The sequence below is a fragment of the Bacillus sp. EU63 genome, from assembly GCF_038592915.1.
In the GTDB taxonomy this organism is placed as follows: domain Bacteria; phylum Bacillota; class Bacilli; order Bacillales; family Bacillaceae; genus Bacillus; species Bacillus velezensis.
Window position 1 is genome coordinate 1790550 of record NZ_CP151944.1, and the last position, 17893, is coordinate 1808442.

17 protein-coding genes are annotated in these 17893 nt (G+C 47.8%); 11 read left to right on the forward strand and 6 right to left on the reverse strand.

The annotated features are described in order from the left end of the window. The first annotated feature begins 4 nt into the window (after positions 1-4). The gene (locus NYE38_RS08840; RefSeq protein ID WP_025649440.1) at positions 5-7462 is read left to right on the forward strand and encodes a beta-ketoacyl synthase N-terminal-like domain-containing protein; all 7458 of its coding nucleotides are present in this window, start codon (positions 5-7) and stop codon (positions 7460-7462) included. A gap of 134 nt (positions 7463-7596) precedes the next feature. Here the strand turns inward: NYE38_RS08840 and NYE38_RS08845 are convergent, their stop codons facing one another. Then, on the reverse strand, positions 7597-8808 hold the full coding sequence (locus tag NYE38_RS08845) for a cytochrome P450 (protein WP_025649439.1): 1212 nt from the start codon (positions 8806-8808) through the stop codon (positions 7597-7599). 288 nt (positions 8809-9096) lie between these two features. On the opposite strand from NYE38_RS08845, the gene NYE38_RS08850 reads away from it, so the two are divergent. Then, the gene (locus NYE38_RS08850) at positions 9097-9531 is read left to right on the forward strand and encodes a NucA/NucB deoxyribonuclease domain-containing protein (protein WP_007611576.1); all 435 of its coding nucleotides are present in this window, start codon (positions 9097-9099) and stop codon (positions 9529-9531) included. Between the two features lie 59 nt (positions 9532-9590). After that, positions 9591-10346, forward strand: a complete 756-nt coding sequence (locus NYE38_RS08855; RefSeq protein WP_022553315.1) for a YoaK family protein — start codon at positions 9591-9593, stop codon at positions 10344-10346. 33 nt (positions 10347-10379) lie between these two features. Here NYE38_RS08855 and NYE38_RS08860 read toward each other — a convergent pair whose 3' ends face one another. Further along, the gene (locus NYE38_RS08860) at positions 10380-10742 is read right to left on the reverse strand and encodes a hypothetical protein (RefSeq protein WP_007410383.1); all 363 of its coding nucleotides are present in this window, start codon (positions 10740-10742) and stop codon (positions 10380-10382) included. A 191-nt stretch (positions 10743-10933) separates the two neighbouring features. Further along, positions 10934-12262, reverse strand: a complete 1329-nt coding sequence (locus NYE38_RS08865) for a S8 family peptidase (protein WP_257988732.1) — start codon at positions 12260-12262, stop codon at positions 10934-10936. A gap of 178 nt (positions 12263-12440) precedes the next feature. On the opposite strand from NYE38_RS08865, the gene NYE38_RS08870 reads away from it, so the two are divergent. From NYE38_RS08870 to NYE38_RS08880, 3 genes are all read left to right on the forward strand, one after another. Further along, on the forward strand, positions 12441-12674 hold the full coding sequence (locus tag NYE38_RS08870; protein WP_106067946.1) for a hypothetical protein: 234 nt from the start codon (positions 12441-12443) through the stop codon (positions 12672-12674). A 255-nt stretch (positions 12675-12929) separates the two neighbouring features. Next, complete coding sequence (locus tag NYE38_RS08875; protein WP_014417828.1) at positions 12930-13637, forward strand: poly-gamma-glutamate hydrolase family protein; 708 nt, start codon at positions 12930-12932, stop codon at positions 13635-13637. 59 nt (positions 13638-13696) lie between these two features. Next, positions 13697-14149 carry an OsmC family protein gene (locus NYE38_RS08880; protein WP_014305039.1) on the forward strand — a complete coding sequence of 151 codons (453 nt, stop codon included), beginning with the start codon at positions 13697-13699 and terminating at the stop codon, positions 14147-14149. Positions 14150-14162: 13 nt separating this feature from the next. On the opposite strand, the gene NYE38_RS08885 is transcribed toward NYE38_RS08880, so the two are convergent. The 3 genes from NYE38_RS08885 to NYE38_RS08895 all read right to left on the reverse strand — a co-directional run bounded on the left by NYE38_RS08885 (position 14163) and on the right by NYE38_RS08895 (position 15276). Next, positions 14163-14516, reverse strand: a complete 354-nt coding sequence (locus NYE38_RS08885; RefSeq protein WP_007410379.1) for a multidrug efflux SMR transporter — start codon at positions 14514-14516, stop codon at positions 14163-14165. 17 nt (positions 14517-14533) lie between these two features. Beyond that, on the reverse strand, positions 14534-14848 hold the full coding sequence (locus NYE38_RS08890; RefSeq protein ID WP_007410378.1) for a multidrug efflux SMR transporter: 315 nt from the start codon (positions 14846-14848) through the stop codon (positions 14534-14536). Positions 14849-14985: 137 nt separating this feature from the next. Beyond that, entirely contained in the window at positions 14986-15276 is a 291-nt protein-coding gene (locus NYE38_RS08895; RefSeq protein ID WP_017417820.1) for a hypothetical protein, read from the reverse strand. Positions 15277-15377: 101 nt separating this feature from the next. Between NYE38_RS08895 and NYE38_RS08900 the strand changes: the two genes are divergently transcribed. The 5 genes from NYE38_RS08900 to NYE38_RS08920 all read left to right on the forward strand — a co-directional run bounded on the left by NYE38_RS08900 (position 15378) and on the right by NYE38_RS08920 (position 17756). Then, entirely contained in the window at positions 15378-15782 is a 405-nt protein-coding gene (locus NYE38_RS08900; protein WP_017417821.1) for a YmaF family protein, read from the forward strand. A 98-nt stretch (positions 15783-15880) separates the two neighbouring features. Next, positions 15881-16825, forward strand: a complete 945-nt coding sequence (gene miaA / locus NYE38_RS08905) for a tRNA (adenosine(37)-N6)-dimethylallyltransferase MiaA (RefSeq protein ID WP_017417822.1) — start codon at positions 15881-15883, stop codon at positions 16823-16825. Between the two features lie 39 nt (positions 16826-16864). Next, positions 16865-17086: an RNA chaperone Hfq gene (gene hfq / locus NYE38_RS08910; protein ID WP_003154064.1), complete on the forward strand. Its 222-nt coding sequence runs from the start codon at positions 16865-16867 to the stop codon at positions 17084-17086. 96 nt (positions 17087-17182) lie between these two features. Next, positions 17183-17458, forward strand: a complete 276-nt coding sequence (locus NYE38_RS08915) for a YmzC family protein (RefSeq protein WP_017417823.1) — start codon at positions 17183-17185, stop codon at positions 17456-17458. A gap of 82 nt (positions 17459-17540) precedes the next feature. After that, on the forward strand, positions 17541-17756 hold the full coding sequence (locus NYE38_RS08920) for a hypothetical protein (RefSeq protein ID WP_003154062.1): 216 nt from the start codon (positions 17541-17543) through the stop codon (positions 17754-17756). Positions 17757-17893 lie beyond the last annotated feature (137 nt).

Here is a 17893-nt window from a genome sequence, read left to right on the forward strand (position 1 = left end):
GGCTTTGCAAAACACTGAAGATCTTCTTTACAAACTATTGGCAGGCCAGCTGAAATCTGTCGGATTTTTTACGGAAAACGAAACGCAGCCTGTCATGCAGGGGTTTTACGGCAGGTGGCTGGAAGAAAGCATCTCCATCTTGGTGCAAAAAGGCTTTTTGAAACAGTCTGGCAGTACGTATGTGTTAACGGGTCCGATAGAGCGTGCGGACGTTCTGTGGCAAGAATGGGATGAAAAGAAAGCTCCTTTACTCAAGGACAGCAGCAAACGGGCGATGATCACCTTAGTGGAGACCGCTCTCAGAGCTTTGCCGGATATTTTATCCGGCAGAGTTTCTGCCACTGATGTTCTGTTTCCTGATTCCTCAATGGAATTGGTTGAAGGAATCTATAAAAACAATGAAACGGCAGACTACTTTAATGAGGTGCTCGCTGACACATTGACGGCTTTCATTGAAGAACGCCTGAAAGAAGACCCGAACGCGGAAATCCGGATATTAGAGATCGGAGCGGGGACGGGCGGGACGAGCGCGGCCGTTTTCAAAAGATTAAAAGAGGTCAAACCTCATGTGAAAGAATATTGCTACACCGATCTGTCAAAGGCCTTTTTCATGCATGCTGAAAAAGAATACGGTCCCGACAATCCGTATTTGACTTATAAGCGGTTTAATGTGGAAGAGCCCCCGGCTTTGCAGGGTATAGAGGCGGGTGCATATGACGCGGTAATTGCGGCAAATGTGCTTCACGCGACAAAAAATATTCGGCGGACACTTCGCAATGCCAAAGCGGTGCTTAAAAAGAATGGGATTTTGCTATTAAATGAGATCAGCAGCCATTCGGTTTATTCTCATCTGACATTCGGTCTTTTGGAAGGCTGGTGGCTGTATGAAGACGCCAAACTGCGTATTCCCGGATGCCCTGGGCTGTATCCTGAAGCATGGCAGTCTGCGCTGGAAAGCGAGGGATATCGGTACGTTACATTTATGGCGGAATCGTCACATCACCTCGGCCAGCAGATCGTGGCGGCAGAAAGCGACGGCGTCATCAGGCAAAAGCAGCCGGACGCGCCGGCGGTTGAAGAAATTGCGGCTTCCAAAGAGCCGGCTGATTTCACAGAACCGTCTTTCTCAGTCACAGACCGGACGGTGCAATTCATAAAAGAAACGTTAGCCAAGTCCATAAAGCTTGCTCCCGAGCGCATTCAGCCGGAAACCAGCTTTGAAAAATACGGCATCGACTCCATTTTGCAGGTGAATTTTATCCGTGAACTGGAAACATTGACGGGCGAGCTGCCGAAAACGGTCTTATTTGAACACACGAATACGAAAGAACTTGCCGAGTATTTGCTGGAAACTTACCCGGATAAGCTGCAACAGGCATTCGGAGCCGATCAAGCGCCTCCTGAAACGGAGCATCCGGAACCTGCAATGAATGAACCGGTGCCGCTTGTCACGGAAACACGGCGATTTATCACTGAACAAAAAGAGCCAAAAGCGCTAAAGCCGGAAACAGAAACCGTCACCGATAATCGCTCAGATCGTGACGACATTGCCATTATCGGCATCAGCGGCCGCTATCCCGAGTCTGAAACCCTCGATGAGCTGTGGGAGCATTTAAAAGCCGGAGACAGCTGTATTACGGAAGCTCCGGAAAACAGATGGAAGTCCGGTCTTCTGAAAACAATGGCAAAAGAAACACGAAAAGAAGAACGCAAAACACGGTACGGCGGATTTCTGAAGCATATTGACGCTTTTGACCATCACTTGTTTGACATCCGGGAAGACCATGTGATGGAGATGACGCCTGAGCTCCGTCTAAGCCTTGAAACCGTATGGGAAACATTTGAAAACGGCGGCTACTCGTTAGAAAGAGTAAACGAATGGCAGGAATCAGACAGCGGGATCGGTGTATTTATGGGCAGTATGTACAATCAATATTTCTGGAATATCCCGTCATTGGAAAAAGCTGCACTCAGCTCTAACGGAGGGGATTGGCATATCGCCAACCGCATTTCCCACTTTTTCAATTTAACGGGTCCGAGCATGGGCGTTACGACCGCATGCTCCAGCTCACTGAGCGCCATTCATCTCGCCTGTGAAAGCCTGAAGCTTAACAGCTGTTCCATGGCGATTGCCGGAGGGGTCAATCTCACGCTTGAACCGTCTAAATATGATGCGCTCGAACGGGCGAATTTGCTTGAGCAGGGAAGTGAAAGCAAAAGCTTCGGAACCGGCACGGGCCTGATGCCGGGAGAAGGAGTCGGAGCAGTGCTCTTGAAGCCGCTCTCCAAAGCGGTTGCCGACAAAGACCATATTTACGGGATCATTAAAAGCAGCGCGTTGTGCCATAGCGGCGGAAGGCAGATGTACACGGCTCCGGATCCGAAACAGCAGGCGAAGCTCATGGCGGCTTCCATTGACAAGGCCGGAATCAATCCGGAAACAATCAGTTATGTTGAATCAGCGGCAAACGGCTCTGTATTGGGAGATCCGATTGAGGTCATTGCCCTGACAAACGCGTTCTCGCAATATACCGATAAAAAACGATTTTGCGCGCTTGGATCCGTCAAGTCAAATCTCGGCCATTTAGAGGCGGCCTCCGGGATGTCCCAGCTCGCGAAAGTGCTGCTGCAAATGGAGCGGGAAACATTAGTTCCAACCATTAATGCAAAACCGCAAAATCCGAATATCGTGCTTGAACAAACGGCCTTTTACCTGCAGGAGAAAACCGAGTATTGGGAGCGTCTGAAGGATGCCGAGACGGGAGACATCATACCGCGGAGAAGCATGATCAATTCCTTCGGGGCAGGCGGGGCATATGCAAATCTCATCGTAGAAGAATATATCAATCCGAATTCTAATCATGCCCGTCACGGCAATGAGGAATATATTTTCCCTGTGTCAGCGAAAACAAAATGGAGTTTTGAAGCCTATCTTGAGAGACTGGCGGCCTTTTTAGAAAAGACGCCATCTCTTCATCCGGCCGCCATCGCATCCGCGCTGCAAAAAAGAACGCATCATCCGGAGTATCGGGCGGCATTTACGGCTGCTTCCGTTCAGGAACTGTCGGAAAAACTGGCCGCTTACCGCATGGATCAGCGGAATCTCAATTTCTCCGATTCTGATATCGGCCGGCGTGCGCGGCAATGGGAAAAAGGAGAGAATATCACGTTTGATCAGTTGCAGCAAGAGCACGCCGTTCATCTGCCGGCCTACGCTTTTGACCACGGGACTTCTTTTCATTTCGGTGAATCAGAAAACGCTGCCGGCGTTCAGGCGGTATACAGTGATGACGACCCATACGTGAAAGGGCATCAATTCAGCGGAGAACCGGTACTCGTCGGCGCTACATATAACAGTCTGGCAGTCGATCATTTTTGTGATCTTTTTCCTGAAGCAGAGGGAGGACATATTAAAAAACTGAATTACGTCAGCCCCATTACCGTAAAAAAAGGCGATCGCATCGAGCTGAAAACAGAATCGAAACAAAACGGGGATGGATTTGAACTGAGCATAATGCACCGCAGCCGCACGTCTCCTGATTGGAGCATAGCGGCGTATGCCGAGTGCAGCCCGTATCCGTTTCAAAAGCAGCACGCGGATCTGGCGGCCATTCAGCGCTCATACCGGGAAGTGGGCCGGATAGATGAGTTATACGGAGACGGAACGGGAACCGTCGTGTGGGGAGAAGAATTTAAAACGATCACCCGCCTGTACAAAGGCACTGATGCCGTTTTAGCGAAAGTGAACCTGAACAATAGCGACTCACAACAAGCGCATCATTATGCCATAAATCCGTTAATCGCCAACAGTGCTTACTTGGCCTCGCTTTCTTTATTGGACCAAACAGAGGCGGAAAGCTATCTGCCGTTCGGCATTAATTCCGTCACCTTCAGCAGCCCGGAAAATCTTACCGATTGCTGGCTGCACATCAAGCTGGCCAAACAAACGGGGGAAATGATTCTGATTAACGCAGATGTCATCAGCAGCCGATCGGAAGTGGTGATGCGTTTTGAAGGCTATGCCCTGAAACGGTTCCGCCCGAAAACCGAACAGATGAATCAGCCGGCCCGAACGGCTGTGAAGAATGCGGGAGCACCGATTTCTGCCGGCAGTCTGACAGATGATATCCGCAGCTACGTCCTTGGCAAGCTCGCTAAGATGATGGATGAACCCGCGCCATCTCTTCGTTCTGACGCGAATATCATGGAATTGGGACTTGATTCAGCGAGCCTGATCGGGCTGACAAAAGAGATCGGCCAAGAGGCGGACATCGATGTGAATCCAACATTGTTTTTCGAGTATCCGACCGCGGAGGAGCTGACCCGCCACTTCGCGTCAGCATATGAGAGCAAGTTTTCTCAATTGCTTGCCGATCATAAGCATTCAGAAGAGGCCAGGGTCACGGAAACAGAAGAGCGCACTTTACCGAAGAAACAGCATACGCCTTGTGATAACGCCGATATCAAGCAAGGAATCGCGATTATCGGTATGTCAGCTCAGTTTCCGCAATCCCCGGATATCCAGTCTTTTTGGGAGCACATCGTAAACGGGGATCACTGTATTACCGAAATTCCGGCGGACCGCTGGGACTGGCGCCGTTACGCCGGTGATGAGAATGACACGAGTCTCAGATGGGGCGGTTTTATTGACGGTGTCGGCGAATTTGACCCGCTCTTTTTCGGAATTTCCCCTAAAGAGGCATCACAAATGGGGCCGGAGCAATTTCTGCTTTTGATGCATACATGGAAGGCAATGGAGGATGCGGGCCTGACAAATAAGGCGTTATCAAGCAGACCGACAGGCGTTTTCGTTGCCGCGGGCAACAGCGATCCGAACAATGGAACAGCCATCCCGTCCATCATTCCGAACAGAATATCATATGCCTTGAATTTACAAGGACCGAGTGAATATTACGAGGCTGCCTGCACGTCAACGCTGGTGGCATTGCACAGGGCGGTTCAATCAATCCGTCATAACGAATGTGAGCAGGCTGTCGTGGGGGCCGCCAATATTCTGCAATCGCCGAAGGGCTTTATCGGTTTTGACTCAATGGGATATTTAAGCAAAAACGGCCGGGCGAAATCGTTCCAAAAAGATGCCGATGGCTTTGTCAGAAGCGAAGGGGCGGGCGTGATCATCATCAAACCGCTTGAGGCGGCAATTGAAGACGGCGATCATATTCACATGGTCATTAAAGGAACAGGAGTGTCTCACGGCGGTAAAGGCATGTCGCTTCACGCACCGAATCCGGCGGGAATGAAGGCCGCGATGAAAAAAGCGTACGAAGACACCGATGTTGATCCGCAAACCGTCACTTATATTGAAGCGCACGGCATTGCCTCCGAAATGGCAGATGCGCTGGAGTTTAATGCAATCAAAGCGGGTTACGGCGAGTCTGCAAATCAAGGGGAAAGCGCGCCTTGTTATATCAGCACCGTGAAACCTTGCATCGGGCACGGCGAACTCGCTTCCGGACTGGCCGCCCTTATAAAAGCGGCGATGGCCATGAAGCATCATACCATCCCGGGCATTCCCGGATTTACAGCTGCAAATGAGCAAATGGCCATTCAGAAAAGCCGCTTCCGTTTCACCGAAGACAATCAGGAATGGACACAGCTCACCGACCATATGGGCAGACCGATTCCACGCCGGGCCGCAATTAACAGCTATGGCTTCGGCGGCATGAATGCGCATGTCGTCTTGGAACAGTACAGCCCGAGCCATAAAGACAAAGAATCTGCGTGTGAACCGCAGCTTATCGTGCTTTCTGCTAAGAGCGAAGGACGTCTTAAGGCGGCCGCAGGTCAGCTGGCTGATTTTGTGCAAACTGGAGATACTCCGTCATTGCGGGATATTGCTTATACGCTTCAGACCGGCCGTGAGGCGATGAACTGCCGCCTGGCACTCGTTGCCCGCAATCAAGATGAATTGCTGGAAAAACTGAAAGAGTACAGAGCATTTTCCGAAGAAAGCAATGGAATGAAAAGCTTCTTTACAGGCAGTCAGCAGACTGGATCAGGAGATATCGGCGTTTTACTGGAAGGGACTCTCGGTACAGTCGTCACGGAGACGCTGTTGGCTGAAAACAATCTGGAAAAACTTGCATTTTGCTGGGTGAAAGGTGCGGATATACCGTGGGACAGACTCCACCAAGGCAAATCTGTTCAAAGAGTGCCGCTTCCGACATATCCTTTTGAAAACCATAAGTATTGGAACGGCGGTCAGTCAGAAGACATCAGCCTTGCACCGGTATCACAGAATCCTCAGATCCGCTGCGAGAGCGCGGCTGACATTGTGGCAGACATTTTGGGGATGGAGCCAGCGGAAATGGATCAAAATAAGCCGCTGACTGAATACGGCTTCGATTCAATCTCCTCTATTCAGCTGTTGAAGAAACTTGAGGACGGAGACAGCCGCATCAGTCTGGAGGCTCTTCAGAAATGCAGCACTGTTCAGGAGATTAGCATGCTGTTAAAAACGAACCAATCGCAGGAGGCGGGCCGAAATTTTCCAGAACTCGTCAAGCTGAATGATAGAGAAAAAGGCCGTCCTGTTTTTTGGTTTCACGGCGGAACGGGAGGCGTTGAAGCATACCAGCCATTCGCCAAAAAGAGTCAGCGACCTTTTTACGGCATACAGGCAAGAGGTTTGACAGGGAAAGAGCCGCTGCAAGGAATCGAAGAGACGGCCGCTTCTTATATGAGAATCATCCAAGCGGTACAGCCGAAAGGGCCTTATGACCTCGGCGGATATTCCTTGGGCGGAATGCTTGCATATGAAACCGCGCGCCTCTTGCAGGAGGAAGGTCATACGGTAAAAAGCGCCGTCATGATCGACACCCCGTACAGTGAAAAATGGAAAGAAAGAAAACCATCTGTTAAGTCGGTCATGCTGCAAACGATCAATACGATGCTTACAGCATATCTTAAGCCTGAAAACCTTGAAGAGGCATTAATCAGCAGAGAAGACATTACCGTCCAGGCTGAGGAAGAAGAAGTATTGAAAGAATTGACCGGCCTTGCCAAAAAGCGCGGTCTGCCAAAATCCGAAGAAGCGATCCGGATGCAGCTGGAGCAAATGATGAAGACGCAGCTCGCTTACGGAATGGAAGAGTATGACATGAAGCCGCTGCCTCATCCGGAAGCGCTGCAATGCTACTACTTCCGTAATAAAAGCGGTTTGTTCCTCGGAGATCTTGAACGTTATCTGACAGCAGAGGAAGAACAAATCCCGTTAGACCATGATGCGTATTGGAAAGAATGGGAACGCCAGATGAAACAGTTTCACCTGCTGGACGTTCACTCTTCCAATCATGTCACAATGCTGTCGGAACCAAAGCCGCAAAACGCCATTAAGGCATTCTGCGAAAAACTGTACGCAAACAAAGGAACGATCAGCGCAAATTTCCTTAAATCTTTCAGAAAAAAGCTGGACGAAACAAATGAGCTGGTAAAACGGTAATAGAGAACGGCCGGAGCAATCCGGCCGCTTTTTTATCTATATAGAACTAAATTCACTATGTACTAAATTTTCATTGTCATATTGATTTCCGTTTATAAGACATTAAAAAAAACCCTGATAAACAGGGGGCGATATTAAAATCTGACAGGCAATGTTTCAAGCCCTCTCAAAAACACATTTTTTCTCCATGTTACATTCTCGGGCGCGCCTTTCAGCTCTATATTCGGAAACCGTTTTAAAAGCGCGGTAAAGGCAATGGATGCTTCCATCCGGGCGAGCGGAGCCCCGAGACAAAAATGAATGCCGAATCCAAAAGAGATATGACGGTTCGGTGTTCTCGCTATATTTAATGTATCAGGATCATCGAAATATTCCGGGTCCCGATTGGCTGAACCGATGCCGATAAATATCATATCGCCTTTTTTAATAGAAACATCTTTATAGGTGAAATCTTCAATCGCCCATCGATTTGCCATCATGATGACGGGAGAGGTATAACGCAAAAGCTCTTCGACCGCCGTCTGGATATCTTCGGGCTGCCGCTTTATCTTCTCCATCTGGTCTTTGTGCAGAAGAAGCGCCAGGGTGCCGGAGCCGAGAAGGTTAACCGTTGTTTCAAGCCCGGCAACGACTAACAAAAACAGCATGGAATACAGCTCTGATTCACTCAGCTTTTGGCCGTCCTCTTCAGCGTAAATAAGCTTGCTTGTCAGATCTTCAGCCGGATGTTTTCTTTTTTCTTCGATCAGTGTTTTCATATATTGTTTAAATTCTTTGAGAGCCTGGTTGGTCGCATCTTGTCCGCTTTCTGACGTGTCGACCATTGCGTTTGTCCACACTTGAAATTTGGCGCGGTCCTCTTTCGGAATTCCGAGCAGTTCGGAAATGACGATAAACGGAAGCGGTGCGGCGAAATCTCTCATGATATCAGGGTCTGCTTTTGTTTCCATTTCATCCAGCAGCTCTTCTGTGATCTGCTCTATCCCGGTGCGAAGCTGCTCAATCATCCGGGGAGTGAACCCCTGATGCACCAAAGATCGAAGACGTGAATGATCCGGAGGGTCTTTTGCCAGCATATGCTCTGAGACAAAATCGATATCTTCACTGACATTCAGCTTCGCGATCAGCTCCTTCGGCATGACCCGTTTTACATCTCTCGTAATTCTGCCGTCTTTTAAAAACGCCATACAATCATCATAACGCGTGATGAGCCAAGCCGGAAAGGTGCCTCCGAAACGCTGCAGTTCGAATTTATGTATGGGGTCCTGCTCTCTGAATCTGCTTAAAACCGCAAAAGGGTTTTCGTGAAACTCGGGTGAGTGTGGGTGAAACATTGTTTTTTCCATCTGGATTTCCCCGCCTTCATGTTTTTGAAAAGACATAACAAACAGCCGGTGCCTGCCGACCGGACGGCATTCCTCCTTTTATCTGCCGAAGACACTGATCACAACGGCTCATAAGTATGTCTAAAATATATAAGGAAACAGAAGCCGGTTCAATAGACAAATCGCAAAGCCGCCATTTTCGTTGATTATCAACAAAACAGCAAACTTTTTTTGCCATTTCATCATGTGTGTTAAATCCGGCTAATATACATATTTACGCTTCATATCAACTTCTTAAGGAGGATGTGAATGAATGCGTTTATGAAATGGGCGGCAAGTCTGCTTTTGGTGATCTCTCTTCAGTTCGGCCTTACGGGCGCCGGCATCCATTCGGACAGTGCTGCTCGTGCCGCATCCCGATACGATCAGGTGCTGTATTTCCCGCTGTCAAAATATCCGGAGACGGGAAATCATATAAAAGACGCCATTTCGGCAGGTCATTCTGAGATTTGTACAATTGATCGGGGCGGAGCGGAGAATAGAAGGAAAGAATCATTGAAAGGAATTCCGACAAAGCCCGGGTTTGACCGTGATGAATGGCCCATGGCAGTCTGCACAGAAGGCGGGGCGGGGGCTGATATCAGATATGTAACCCCGTCGGATAACCGCGGGGCCGGTTCATGGGTTGGAAATCAAATGAGCGGATACTCCGACGGCACGAGAGTACTATTTATCGTTCAGTAGCTTCTCCGGTTCGCCGGAGTTTTTTTATGCTCTGAAAAAGCGGCACGCCGGCTGGACATATGAAATGGCAAAGAGTAAACTTATATGTTGGAATCAGCATGAGAAAGGATTGGATCACATTGACAGTGACTACATACCGAAATATTGCACTTTTACTTCTTTGTTTAACAGCGGGAATTGTGGATGTGATCGGTTATTTAAGCCTGGGACATATCTTTACCGCCAATATGACGGGGAACATCGTTCTGTTCGGCCTGGCGATCGGCAACTCATGGCACCTTGCCGTACTCAAATCATTAACCTCGTTAATCGGATTTATTGCCGGCGTTATTGCCGCGGCCCTGCTTGTGGGCAATAAAAAGAAATCATTCTGGCCCTCTGCGGTAACTGCCGCTTTAGCTATTGAAGGAGCTGTTTTGCTGCTGTTTGCTTTGTTCTCCTGCTTTTTTGCAGATGCCATTTCTGTTTATGTGCTGATTATGCTGCTCAGCTTCGCAATGGGAATGCAGACGACAGCCGCGAGAAAACTTGGTGTAGCGGGGATTTCCACGACCGTATTAACGGGAACGCTCGCTAATTTTTTTGAAGATCTCACCGCAAGGTTTTACAAAGCGGACAAGCGGAAGCAGTTTACGAGAGATGCTGTTTTGCGCGCGCTTGCCTTGGTTCTGTATTGCTTTGGGGCGGTCATCGGCGCTTTTGCCGAACCGGATTATAAGTTTGCCGTGATCTGGCTTCCGATTATCATTATTTTAGGCATTATGCTTTGCGCATTCACGATGTTCCACGGATATTCTGAAGAAAAAAACCAATAAAAAAACGCCGCTGGTTCAGGGCGTTTTTTCTTTTTATTGCTCTTTCCGGGTCCCGATTGTATACACGGCCCGATCTGTATGTACCTTTAATCCGTCTTGCTCCTTTTGGATGGTAATATCGCCGAGCAGAGGGATTTCATACGCATCTTGAGGAAGCGGGACATTTCCTTCCTCCGTATAGGTTGTGCCGTGCCCTTTTAAGACGAGCTCTTCGTCCGCTACATAGTCATCGGGATGGTTTGTCCGGCGGACGAGAACATCATCAAGGTGAAGCATGATCTGGTCCATATCAGAAATCTCGTTTCGGCTGTCTGTCAGCTCTCCTTTTCTGATATCAAGCGTTTGTCCGATCTGTTTTTGCAGCCATTCAGACAATTCGGTGTTTGTAAGTGCCATTGTGATTCCTCCTTTTATCTACACCATACTTATTCCCTATTTTTTTAGAAATACACTGCCTTGATTGATCTTTTTTTCTGACAGCCGGTTCTGAAGCATTCCGAGTTCCTTCATTATAAATGTTTCATCTGTTCACCTGAAAAACGGAGTCATCTGCAGGTTTAGACGACCCCGTTCTCATGATAAAAAGATTACTCTTTCGGCACGGCGTTTTCAGCGTTTACTGCGCCCGCTCCGTAAATGTTCGGATCTTCATTTGTCCATTGATCCGGACTTTGTTTGATCAATGTTTTCACTTCGTCAGGCGAAAGCTGCGGGTTCTGCTGAAGGATTAAGGCGGCAATGCCAGCACAGATCGGAGTGGCCATGGACGTGCCCGACAGACTGAAATACAAGGAGCCTACCCGGTTTGATTTCTGTAATTTGTCAAGATATGAACGCGGAGAACGGAGAGATACGATATCGACCCCGGGCGCAAGAATGTCAGGCTTCTCTTTTCCGTACACCGTCGGGCCGCGGCTTGAGAATGAAGCGACCGTATCGTCCTCATTGCCGGCCGTATTATTGTCATCATAGGCGCCTACCGTGATGACCTTCTCGCTGACACCGGGGCTTGAAATCGTTTGAGCTTCCGGACCGGAGTTGCCCGCGGCGACGCAGACGACGATTCCTTCATTCCATGCCTCTTCAACGGCCTTGACGAGCGGATCGTCCGTTTCTTTATCATATCTGAGCGCATCTCCGCCCAGTGACATGCTGATGATTCTGATCGGATTCTTCGTGTGTTCTTTATTATATTGTATGCACCATTCCACACCTTCAATGATATCAGCCAAGGTTCCTGATCCTGATTTGTTTAAAACCTTGACTCCGATCAGATCGGCTTCCGGCGCCGGCCCCTGATATTTACCGGAAGATGAAGCGCCGCTGCTTGCAATATCACCGGCGCAATGGGTGCCGTGCCCGTTGTCGTCATACGGTTCTGTCTTTTGGTTGACGAAGTCCGCAAATCCGATAACTCTGCCTTCTAAATCGGGATGCTGATAGATTCCGGTATCAATAACGGCGACGGTTACGCCTTTTCCTGTTAATACGGTGCCGTTACGGGTCACTTCTTTTGCATGAGACGATTCAGCTGCCGTATCAAGGAGCGCTTTTACTTCACGGTTTAAATAGATTTTACGGATATCCCGGCATTGCGAAAGAAGCATGTGAAGGGCGGACGGAGTGACTTCGGCGCTGCAGCAATTGATTGTTTGAAACTGCTTTTTTATGGTGCAGCGTTTTTCTTTTAATAAGACCTGTCCTGTGCTGTGAAAACCGGATTCATGGCAGCCCTCTTCAAATTCAATGATGACTGACATTTTCTTTCTGTTTTTCACCTTTTTTTCGAAAAACTTGTGCAAAAAGCAAGGTGTCCATTTGAAAGGTTTATATAACTGTAAGACGTTTTCTCTGAGCGGCCAGTCCAGCTTATGAGCATTTGACCGCACCATTTGTACCATTGAGTAACCAAACATATATACTTTTCCTCCCATTCTGGCGATTCTCTCTATACCATATGAACAGGCCGTATGTTCGGTCAGTTTGTTTGTCCTTCAGGAGAGCTGGTTACTTGCGGCTTTTTCAGGAGAAGAAATCGATTTGAAACGGAACGTTTGTTCGTTTATAATGAAGCCGGCGGAAGGAGGTATATACATGAACATAATATTGAGACATTCCTTGGAAAAACAGCTTCCGATTGATATTATATATATGAAAAAAGACGGCTCCATTTCAAAACGGACCATTATGATAAAAAAAGGGGATGAGCGGGCTGAAACGGCATTTTGCTGTACAAAAAGGCAGATGAGAACTTTTTTGACGGGCTCCATTCTGTCCTGCGCATTTGCTTCGGGAGGCGGATATTCATTTTTAAAAGCGTATTCTTGATGCCGTCCGTTTCCGGCCGTGAATCTCCCGCCCCTGAAAATTCGGGCGTTCCTCCCTTTTTTTTTGCCCTCTCTCAACCTTTTTTCACTGATGCCCGGCATTTGAGCGCTTGAACCGTGACAATCCATTGATTTTTCGAAACCGGGAAGTTTTTCACTGATGATAATGTTAATAGAATGTTAAGATAAGACCTATTGACAAAAATCCATATAATGAACATGTCATTTTTCAGAAAGGAGCAAAGAAGGAGAGCTGATGAAAAGAATTTTACTTAATGTCATCATTATCGTAGCAATGGTCTTACTAATAAGATGTGCTCATTATGCGTCAGACCCTGATCCCTCGAATTCTTCTGATACATACACAGATTTTAAAGATCTGGCTGAACACGAAGACCCCGATGATTATCATATATCGTACAATAAGCGAAAGGGGAGCCCCGTATTGATCATGTCGCCGCACGGAGGGAGAATTGAGGGCGGGGTGAGCGAGATCGTCCGCTCTTTCAGGGATGATTATTCAACCTACCTGTTTGAGGGATTAAAAGCGCATGATAACCAGACTCTTCATATTACGAGCACCAAGTTCGATGAGCCTTCAGCAGTCGAAAGCATTAAGCAGCACCATTATGTTATCGCAGTTCACGGTTATAAAGGCGACGAGAAAAATACTCTTGTCGGAGGAAGCGACCGGAAGCGGGCGAAAAAATTGGTGAGAGCTCTCGAACGAAACGGATTTTCTGCAGAATTGGCAACCTCAAAAACCGGTCTGGCCGGGGTTGACACCGAAAATATCAATAACCAGGCGCAAACCGGGCTGAGCATACAGCTTGAGATCAGCAGAAAACAGCGGGAAGCGTTTTTTGATAATTTTGATTACCGCGAAAGGGAATTTACAAAAACGGAGGAATTTTACCGGTTTGTCCGTACGATAAAAAGAGTGATCAATCAAGAGTATTCGTGAGCTTAAAAAAAGACAAACCAGTGAAAGATGAGTAAACTGAAAAAAAGGAGGTTTGTCCCTTGGCAAAACATCACTTTTATTTAAAAGCAAATTGGCCCGGAAATCGCAACGACGTCGGCGATATTAAAAGCGGCCGGCTGGAGACGGCTGTGTCCATTCCTAAGGAAATGGACGGACCCGGAGAAGGCACAAATCCTGATGAAATGCTGCTTGGAGCGGCCGCGACCTGTTATATTATAACGCTTGCGGCGATGATGGAAAGAAGCGGCCTGGATAAAGAAGATCTACATATGGAATCTGAAGGAATTGTAGACGTCACGAACGGTGTGTTCACGTACCAGAAAATCATTCACCGCCCGTTTATATTATTAAAGCCGGATGCAGCCGAAACGGATTTTACGCTCGCCAGGAAGTTAGCGCAAAAAGCGGAGTCCTCATGTATGATTTCACGAGCGGTCCAAGGAAATGTGGAGATGGAGCTTGAGGTTGAAGTAAAAGCTGCCCGCGCTTGACGAGTTCAAACGGTCAGCTCCGGGCCGTTTGATTTTTTTTAGCTTTTTGGGACTTGGAACGGTTCAGCAGGATGACGCCCGTGATGACCAAAACAAGCCCGATCATCATTTTGACTGTCATGGCCTCCTTAAAAACAAAAAAGCCGACAATTGCCGTTAAAGCTGTGCCGACACCTGACCATGTCGCGTATGCGGCGGATAAATCAAGGCTTTTCAATGAGAAGCTCAAAAACATAAAAGAGGCTCCGATTCCGGCAATGACGCCGAGAGCGGGCCACAGGTGCGTAAAACCGTCCGACAGCTTCAGCATCGTGCTCCCGAACACTTCTGATACAATGGCTAATGCCAGGCAGAGTAATCCTTTCATCAGCATGCCTCTCCTTTCTACCAATTCATCAAAATGACACCGGCCAATAAGAAAAAGAGTCCGATGACGGCCTGCTTGTCCAGTTTTTCATGAAACCATTTCGCTCCGATAATGGATGCGAGCACCGTTCCGGCTCCGCTCCATGTTGCATAGGATAAGCTGAGCGGAATGAGATTCAGTGTCAGTGAAAGCATATAAAAGGCCAATGAATAGCCTGCCACTACAAGCGCGCTCGGCAAAAACCGCGTAAATCCGCGGGAGACTTTCAGCATGGCCGCGCCGATTGACTCTGATAAAATAGCAATTGTGAGGAAGATATAACCCAGAATCATATCAAATCCCCCTCTCATCATAATCCTTATGCCTTTTGTTTAAGGCAGTAAAGTAAAATAATATCCGAACTTTGCCCGCCAAGTCAAGACATTAGGCCTATACAAAAAGGCCCCCGGGGAGGAGCCTTTTTGATTCGTCAATAGAAATACGGATAGCCGTAGCCGTAACCCCCGTACAAGTACGGATTGAATAAAGCGCTTCCGACAAGCCCCCCGACAAGCCCTCCGAAAAACGGTCCGCCGTAAAAACCAAACGGCCGTCCGAATCCATAACCAAACCAAGGCCGGCCAAATCCAAAACCCGGCCGTCCGAATCCAAATCCGAATCCGGGACGTCCGAATCCGAAGCCCGGCCGTCCGAACCCAAATCCAGGCCGCCCAAACGGTCTCATATCACTATCTGCTGCGTATGTGTATTCTTCATTCATAATTAAGGTACCTCCAAGAATAAATTTGAGATGATAACAGAGTATTCAGCCCACCAATTTTTGATTGGGCGTTTATCAAAAAAATAAAGGAGTGAGCTTTTGTGGGTCTGTATCAGTCCGATTGGTCAAAAAAACCTCCGCACACACACGCATACCGGGCGGTTACGGATGTTGTGCAGGGGCATTACCATTTGATCGAAGGCTTTTCGCAGCCGGAGAACGGCAGCAATACAGATGAGCATACACATTTCTATACGGGCATCACCTCGTTTGAAAACGCCCATTTTCATAGGTATTACGGCATTTCCGGCCCTGCCATCCCGAGGGTTGACGGAACACATTACCATGAGCTTTCAGAGACCACCTTTGCCGCCTACAATGAGCCGATTCAGATCCAGCACGGCGGCGTCGTTTACGATCCGCGGGAGGAAGGACGGAAAACGCACCGCCATACACTCAAAGGAAAAACGAGAGAAGTTGTCGGAAACGAGCCGATCGGGTGGTAGTGGACGTTTAGCGCTCAGGAAAAAGGGCAAAATGGATAGGTGCCTGAAGAAATGAATGCTATAATTAGGGGGAGATTTATAAAAGAGAGTGATACATATTGAAAAATAAAAAACAGCCTGTCGTCATACTCGTCGGACCGACGGCAGTCGGAAAAACAAAACTAAGCATCGGACTCGCGAAAATGCTGAATGCGGAAATCATCAGCGGAGATTCCATGCAGGTATATAAAGGGATGGACATCGGAACGGCCAAAGTCACCGAAGAAGAGACAGAAGGCGTGCCGCATCACCTGATTGATATTTTGGAGCCGTCCGACACTTTTTCAACGGCGGATTATCAAAAAATGGTGAGAGGAAAAATCACCGAGATTGCCGATAGAGGAAAGCTGCCGATGATTGTCGGGGGGACGGGTCTGTACATTCAGTCCGTGCTGTATGACTATACGTTCACGGAAAACTCCGGCGACCCTGTATTCCGGGAGCACATGGAGAAACTGGCAGCTGAAGAAGGGGCGGAAGCGCTTCATGCCAAGCTTGCGGCAGCCGACCCGGAAGCGGCGGCAGCCATTCATCAAAACAATACGCGAAGAGTCATCCGCGCGCTCGAAATCCTGCATGTATCGGGAAAAACAATGTCAGAGCATCTTAAAACCCAAAAACGGGAGCTGCTTTACAATGCGGTTCTTATCGGTCTTACAATGGACAGAGAAGTGCTGTACGGCCGGATTAACGAGCGCGTTGACCTGATGCTGGAAACCGGCCTTCTTGACGAAGTAAAGCGGCTGTATGATATGAATATCCGGGACAGCCAATCGATTCAGGCGATCGGCTATAAAGAGCTGTATGAATATCTTGATGGAAAAGTGCCGTTCCCTCAGGCTGTGGAGCAATTAAAACAAAATTCTAGGCGATATGCGAAACGCCAGCTGACCTGGTTTCGCAATAAAATGCCCGTTTCATGGACAGATATGACGCCGCCTGTTGATATTGAGCAGAAAAAAAAGGAAATTTTCGAGTGCATAGCAGGAAAACTGGAAATTTAATCGAAACAGTATTGTATTGAGAACCAAGGAGGACGAAACATGAAACCGATTAATATTCAAGATCAGTTTTTGAATCAAATCCGAAAAGACAATACGTTCGTCACGGTGTTTTTACTCAACGGCTTCCAGCTTCGCGGCCAGGTAAAAGGCTTTGACAACTTTACCGTTTTGCTCGAAACGGAGGGGAAGCAGCAGCTTATTTATAAACATGCCATCTCCACGTTCGCCCCGCAAAAAAACGTCCAGCTTGAGCTTGAATAGACTTTTTGAAAAAGACCATGAACAATGGTCTTTTTCTATGCGCATCTGTATATTGCAGGCTGTATATCGGAAACATAAAAGGGGGTTCGGAAAATCGTGTTCGAAAGTGAAAATGAACTGAGAAGAATCAGGATTACGCTCGTTTGGATCGCTGTTTTTTTGCTGTTTGGAGCTTGCAGCAATCATGAGACGGTGGTGACGGATGATGACGGCGGCTTGGCGGATACTGAACCGCAGACAGAAGGCATGGTGCAGCTGGAACATAATCGTTTCGGCATCGTTGAGGACGGTTACTTAAAAATATACCGCTATGATGAAAAAACGAATAAAATCGAACTGAAAAAAGAAACGGCGCTGGATGAGCTTGAATAAATTTCACAAGCGTTCGAATTTACAAAGCGGGCCGCACAAGCTACACTAAGTACTGACATTGATCATGCAGAGGGTGAGACGATTGAAACACAAGGTGATAATCAACCATTGGGAAGAAACTTGTGAAGATGATTCCTGCTATGAATATGGAACCAGCATCATCGTTGACGGCAAAGAACTGATCAGAGAGGCTTCCATCACAAGCGCTCTGAAAGCCGTACTGAAAGAAATCGGTGCTGATGTGGAGATTGAAGAAACCGTTGAAAGCGAAAAAAAATGTGATTCTTACAAAAAATAAGAATAAAAGTCTAGACTACTAAGCAGTTTTTTTTCATGTTATGATAGACATCGGCTTACACATGACACCTTGAGTAGGATGAGAGATGATTCTCGTTCTGCTCTCTTTTTTGGGCGTTAATCGGGCCGGAGCCAAAG

Excerpts from the sequence above, each read along its gene's own strand:
- NYE38_RS08885 (WP_007410379.1), bottom strand. The coding sequence starts at position 14,516 with ATGAAAGGATTACTCTGCCTGGCATTAGCCATTGTATCAGAAGTGTTC.
- hfq (WP_003154064.1), top strand. The coding sequence starts at position 16,865 with ATGAAACCGATTAATATTCAAGATCAGTTTTTGAATCAAATCCGAAAA.
- NYE38_RS08875 (WP_014417828.1), top strand. The coding sequence starts at position 12,930 with ATGAAAAGAATTTTACTTAATGTCATCATTATCGTAGCAATGGTCTTA.
- NYE38_RS08855 (WP_022553315.1), top strand. The coding sequence starts at position 9,591 with ATGAAATGGCAAAGAGTAAACTTATATGTTGGAATCAGCATGAGAAAG.
- NYE38_RS08850 (WP_007611576.1), top strand. The coding sequence starts at position 9,097 with ATGAATGCGTTTATGAAATGGGCGGCAAGTCTGCTTTTGGTGATCTCT.
- NYE38_RS08865 (WP_257988732.1), bottom strand. The coding sequence starts at position 12,262 with ATGTTTGGTTACTCAATGGTACAAATGGTGCGGTCAAATGCTCATAAG.
- NYE38_RS08895 (WP_017417820.1), bottom strand. The coding sequence starts at position 15,276 with ATGAATGAAGAATACACATACGCAGCAGATAGTGATATGAGACCGTTT.
- NYE38_RS08870 (WP_106067946.1), top strand. The coding sequence starts at position 12,441 with ATGAACATAATATTGAGACATTCCTTGGAAAAACAGCTTCCGATTGAT.
- NYE38_RS08845 (WP_025649439.1), bottom strand. The coding sequence starts at position 8,808 with ATGGAAAAAACAATGTTTCACCCACACTCACCCGAGTTTCACGAAAAC.
- NYE38_RS08890 (WP_007410378.1), bottom strand. The coding sequence starts at position 14,848 with ATGATTCTGGGTTATATCTTCCTCACAATTGCTATTTTATCAGAGTCA.
- NYE38_RS08860 (WP_007410383.1), bottom strand. The coding sequence starts at position 10,742 with ATGGCACTTACAAACACCGAATTGTCTGAATGGCTGCAAAAACAGATC.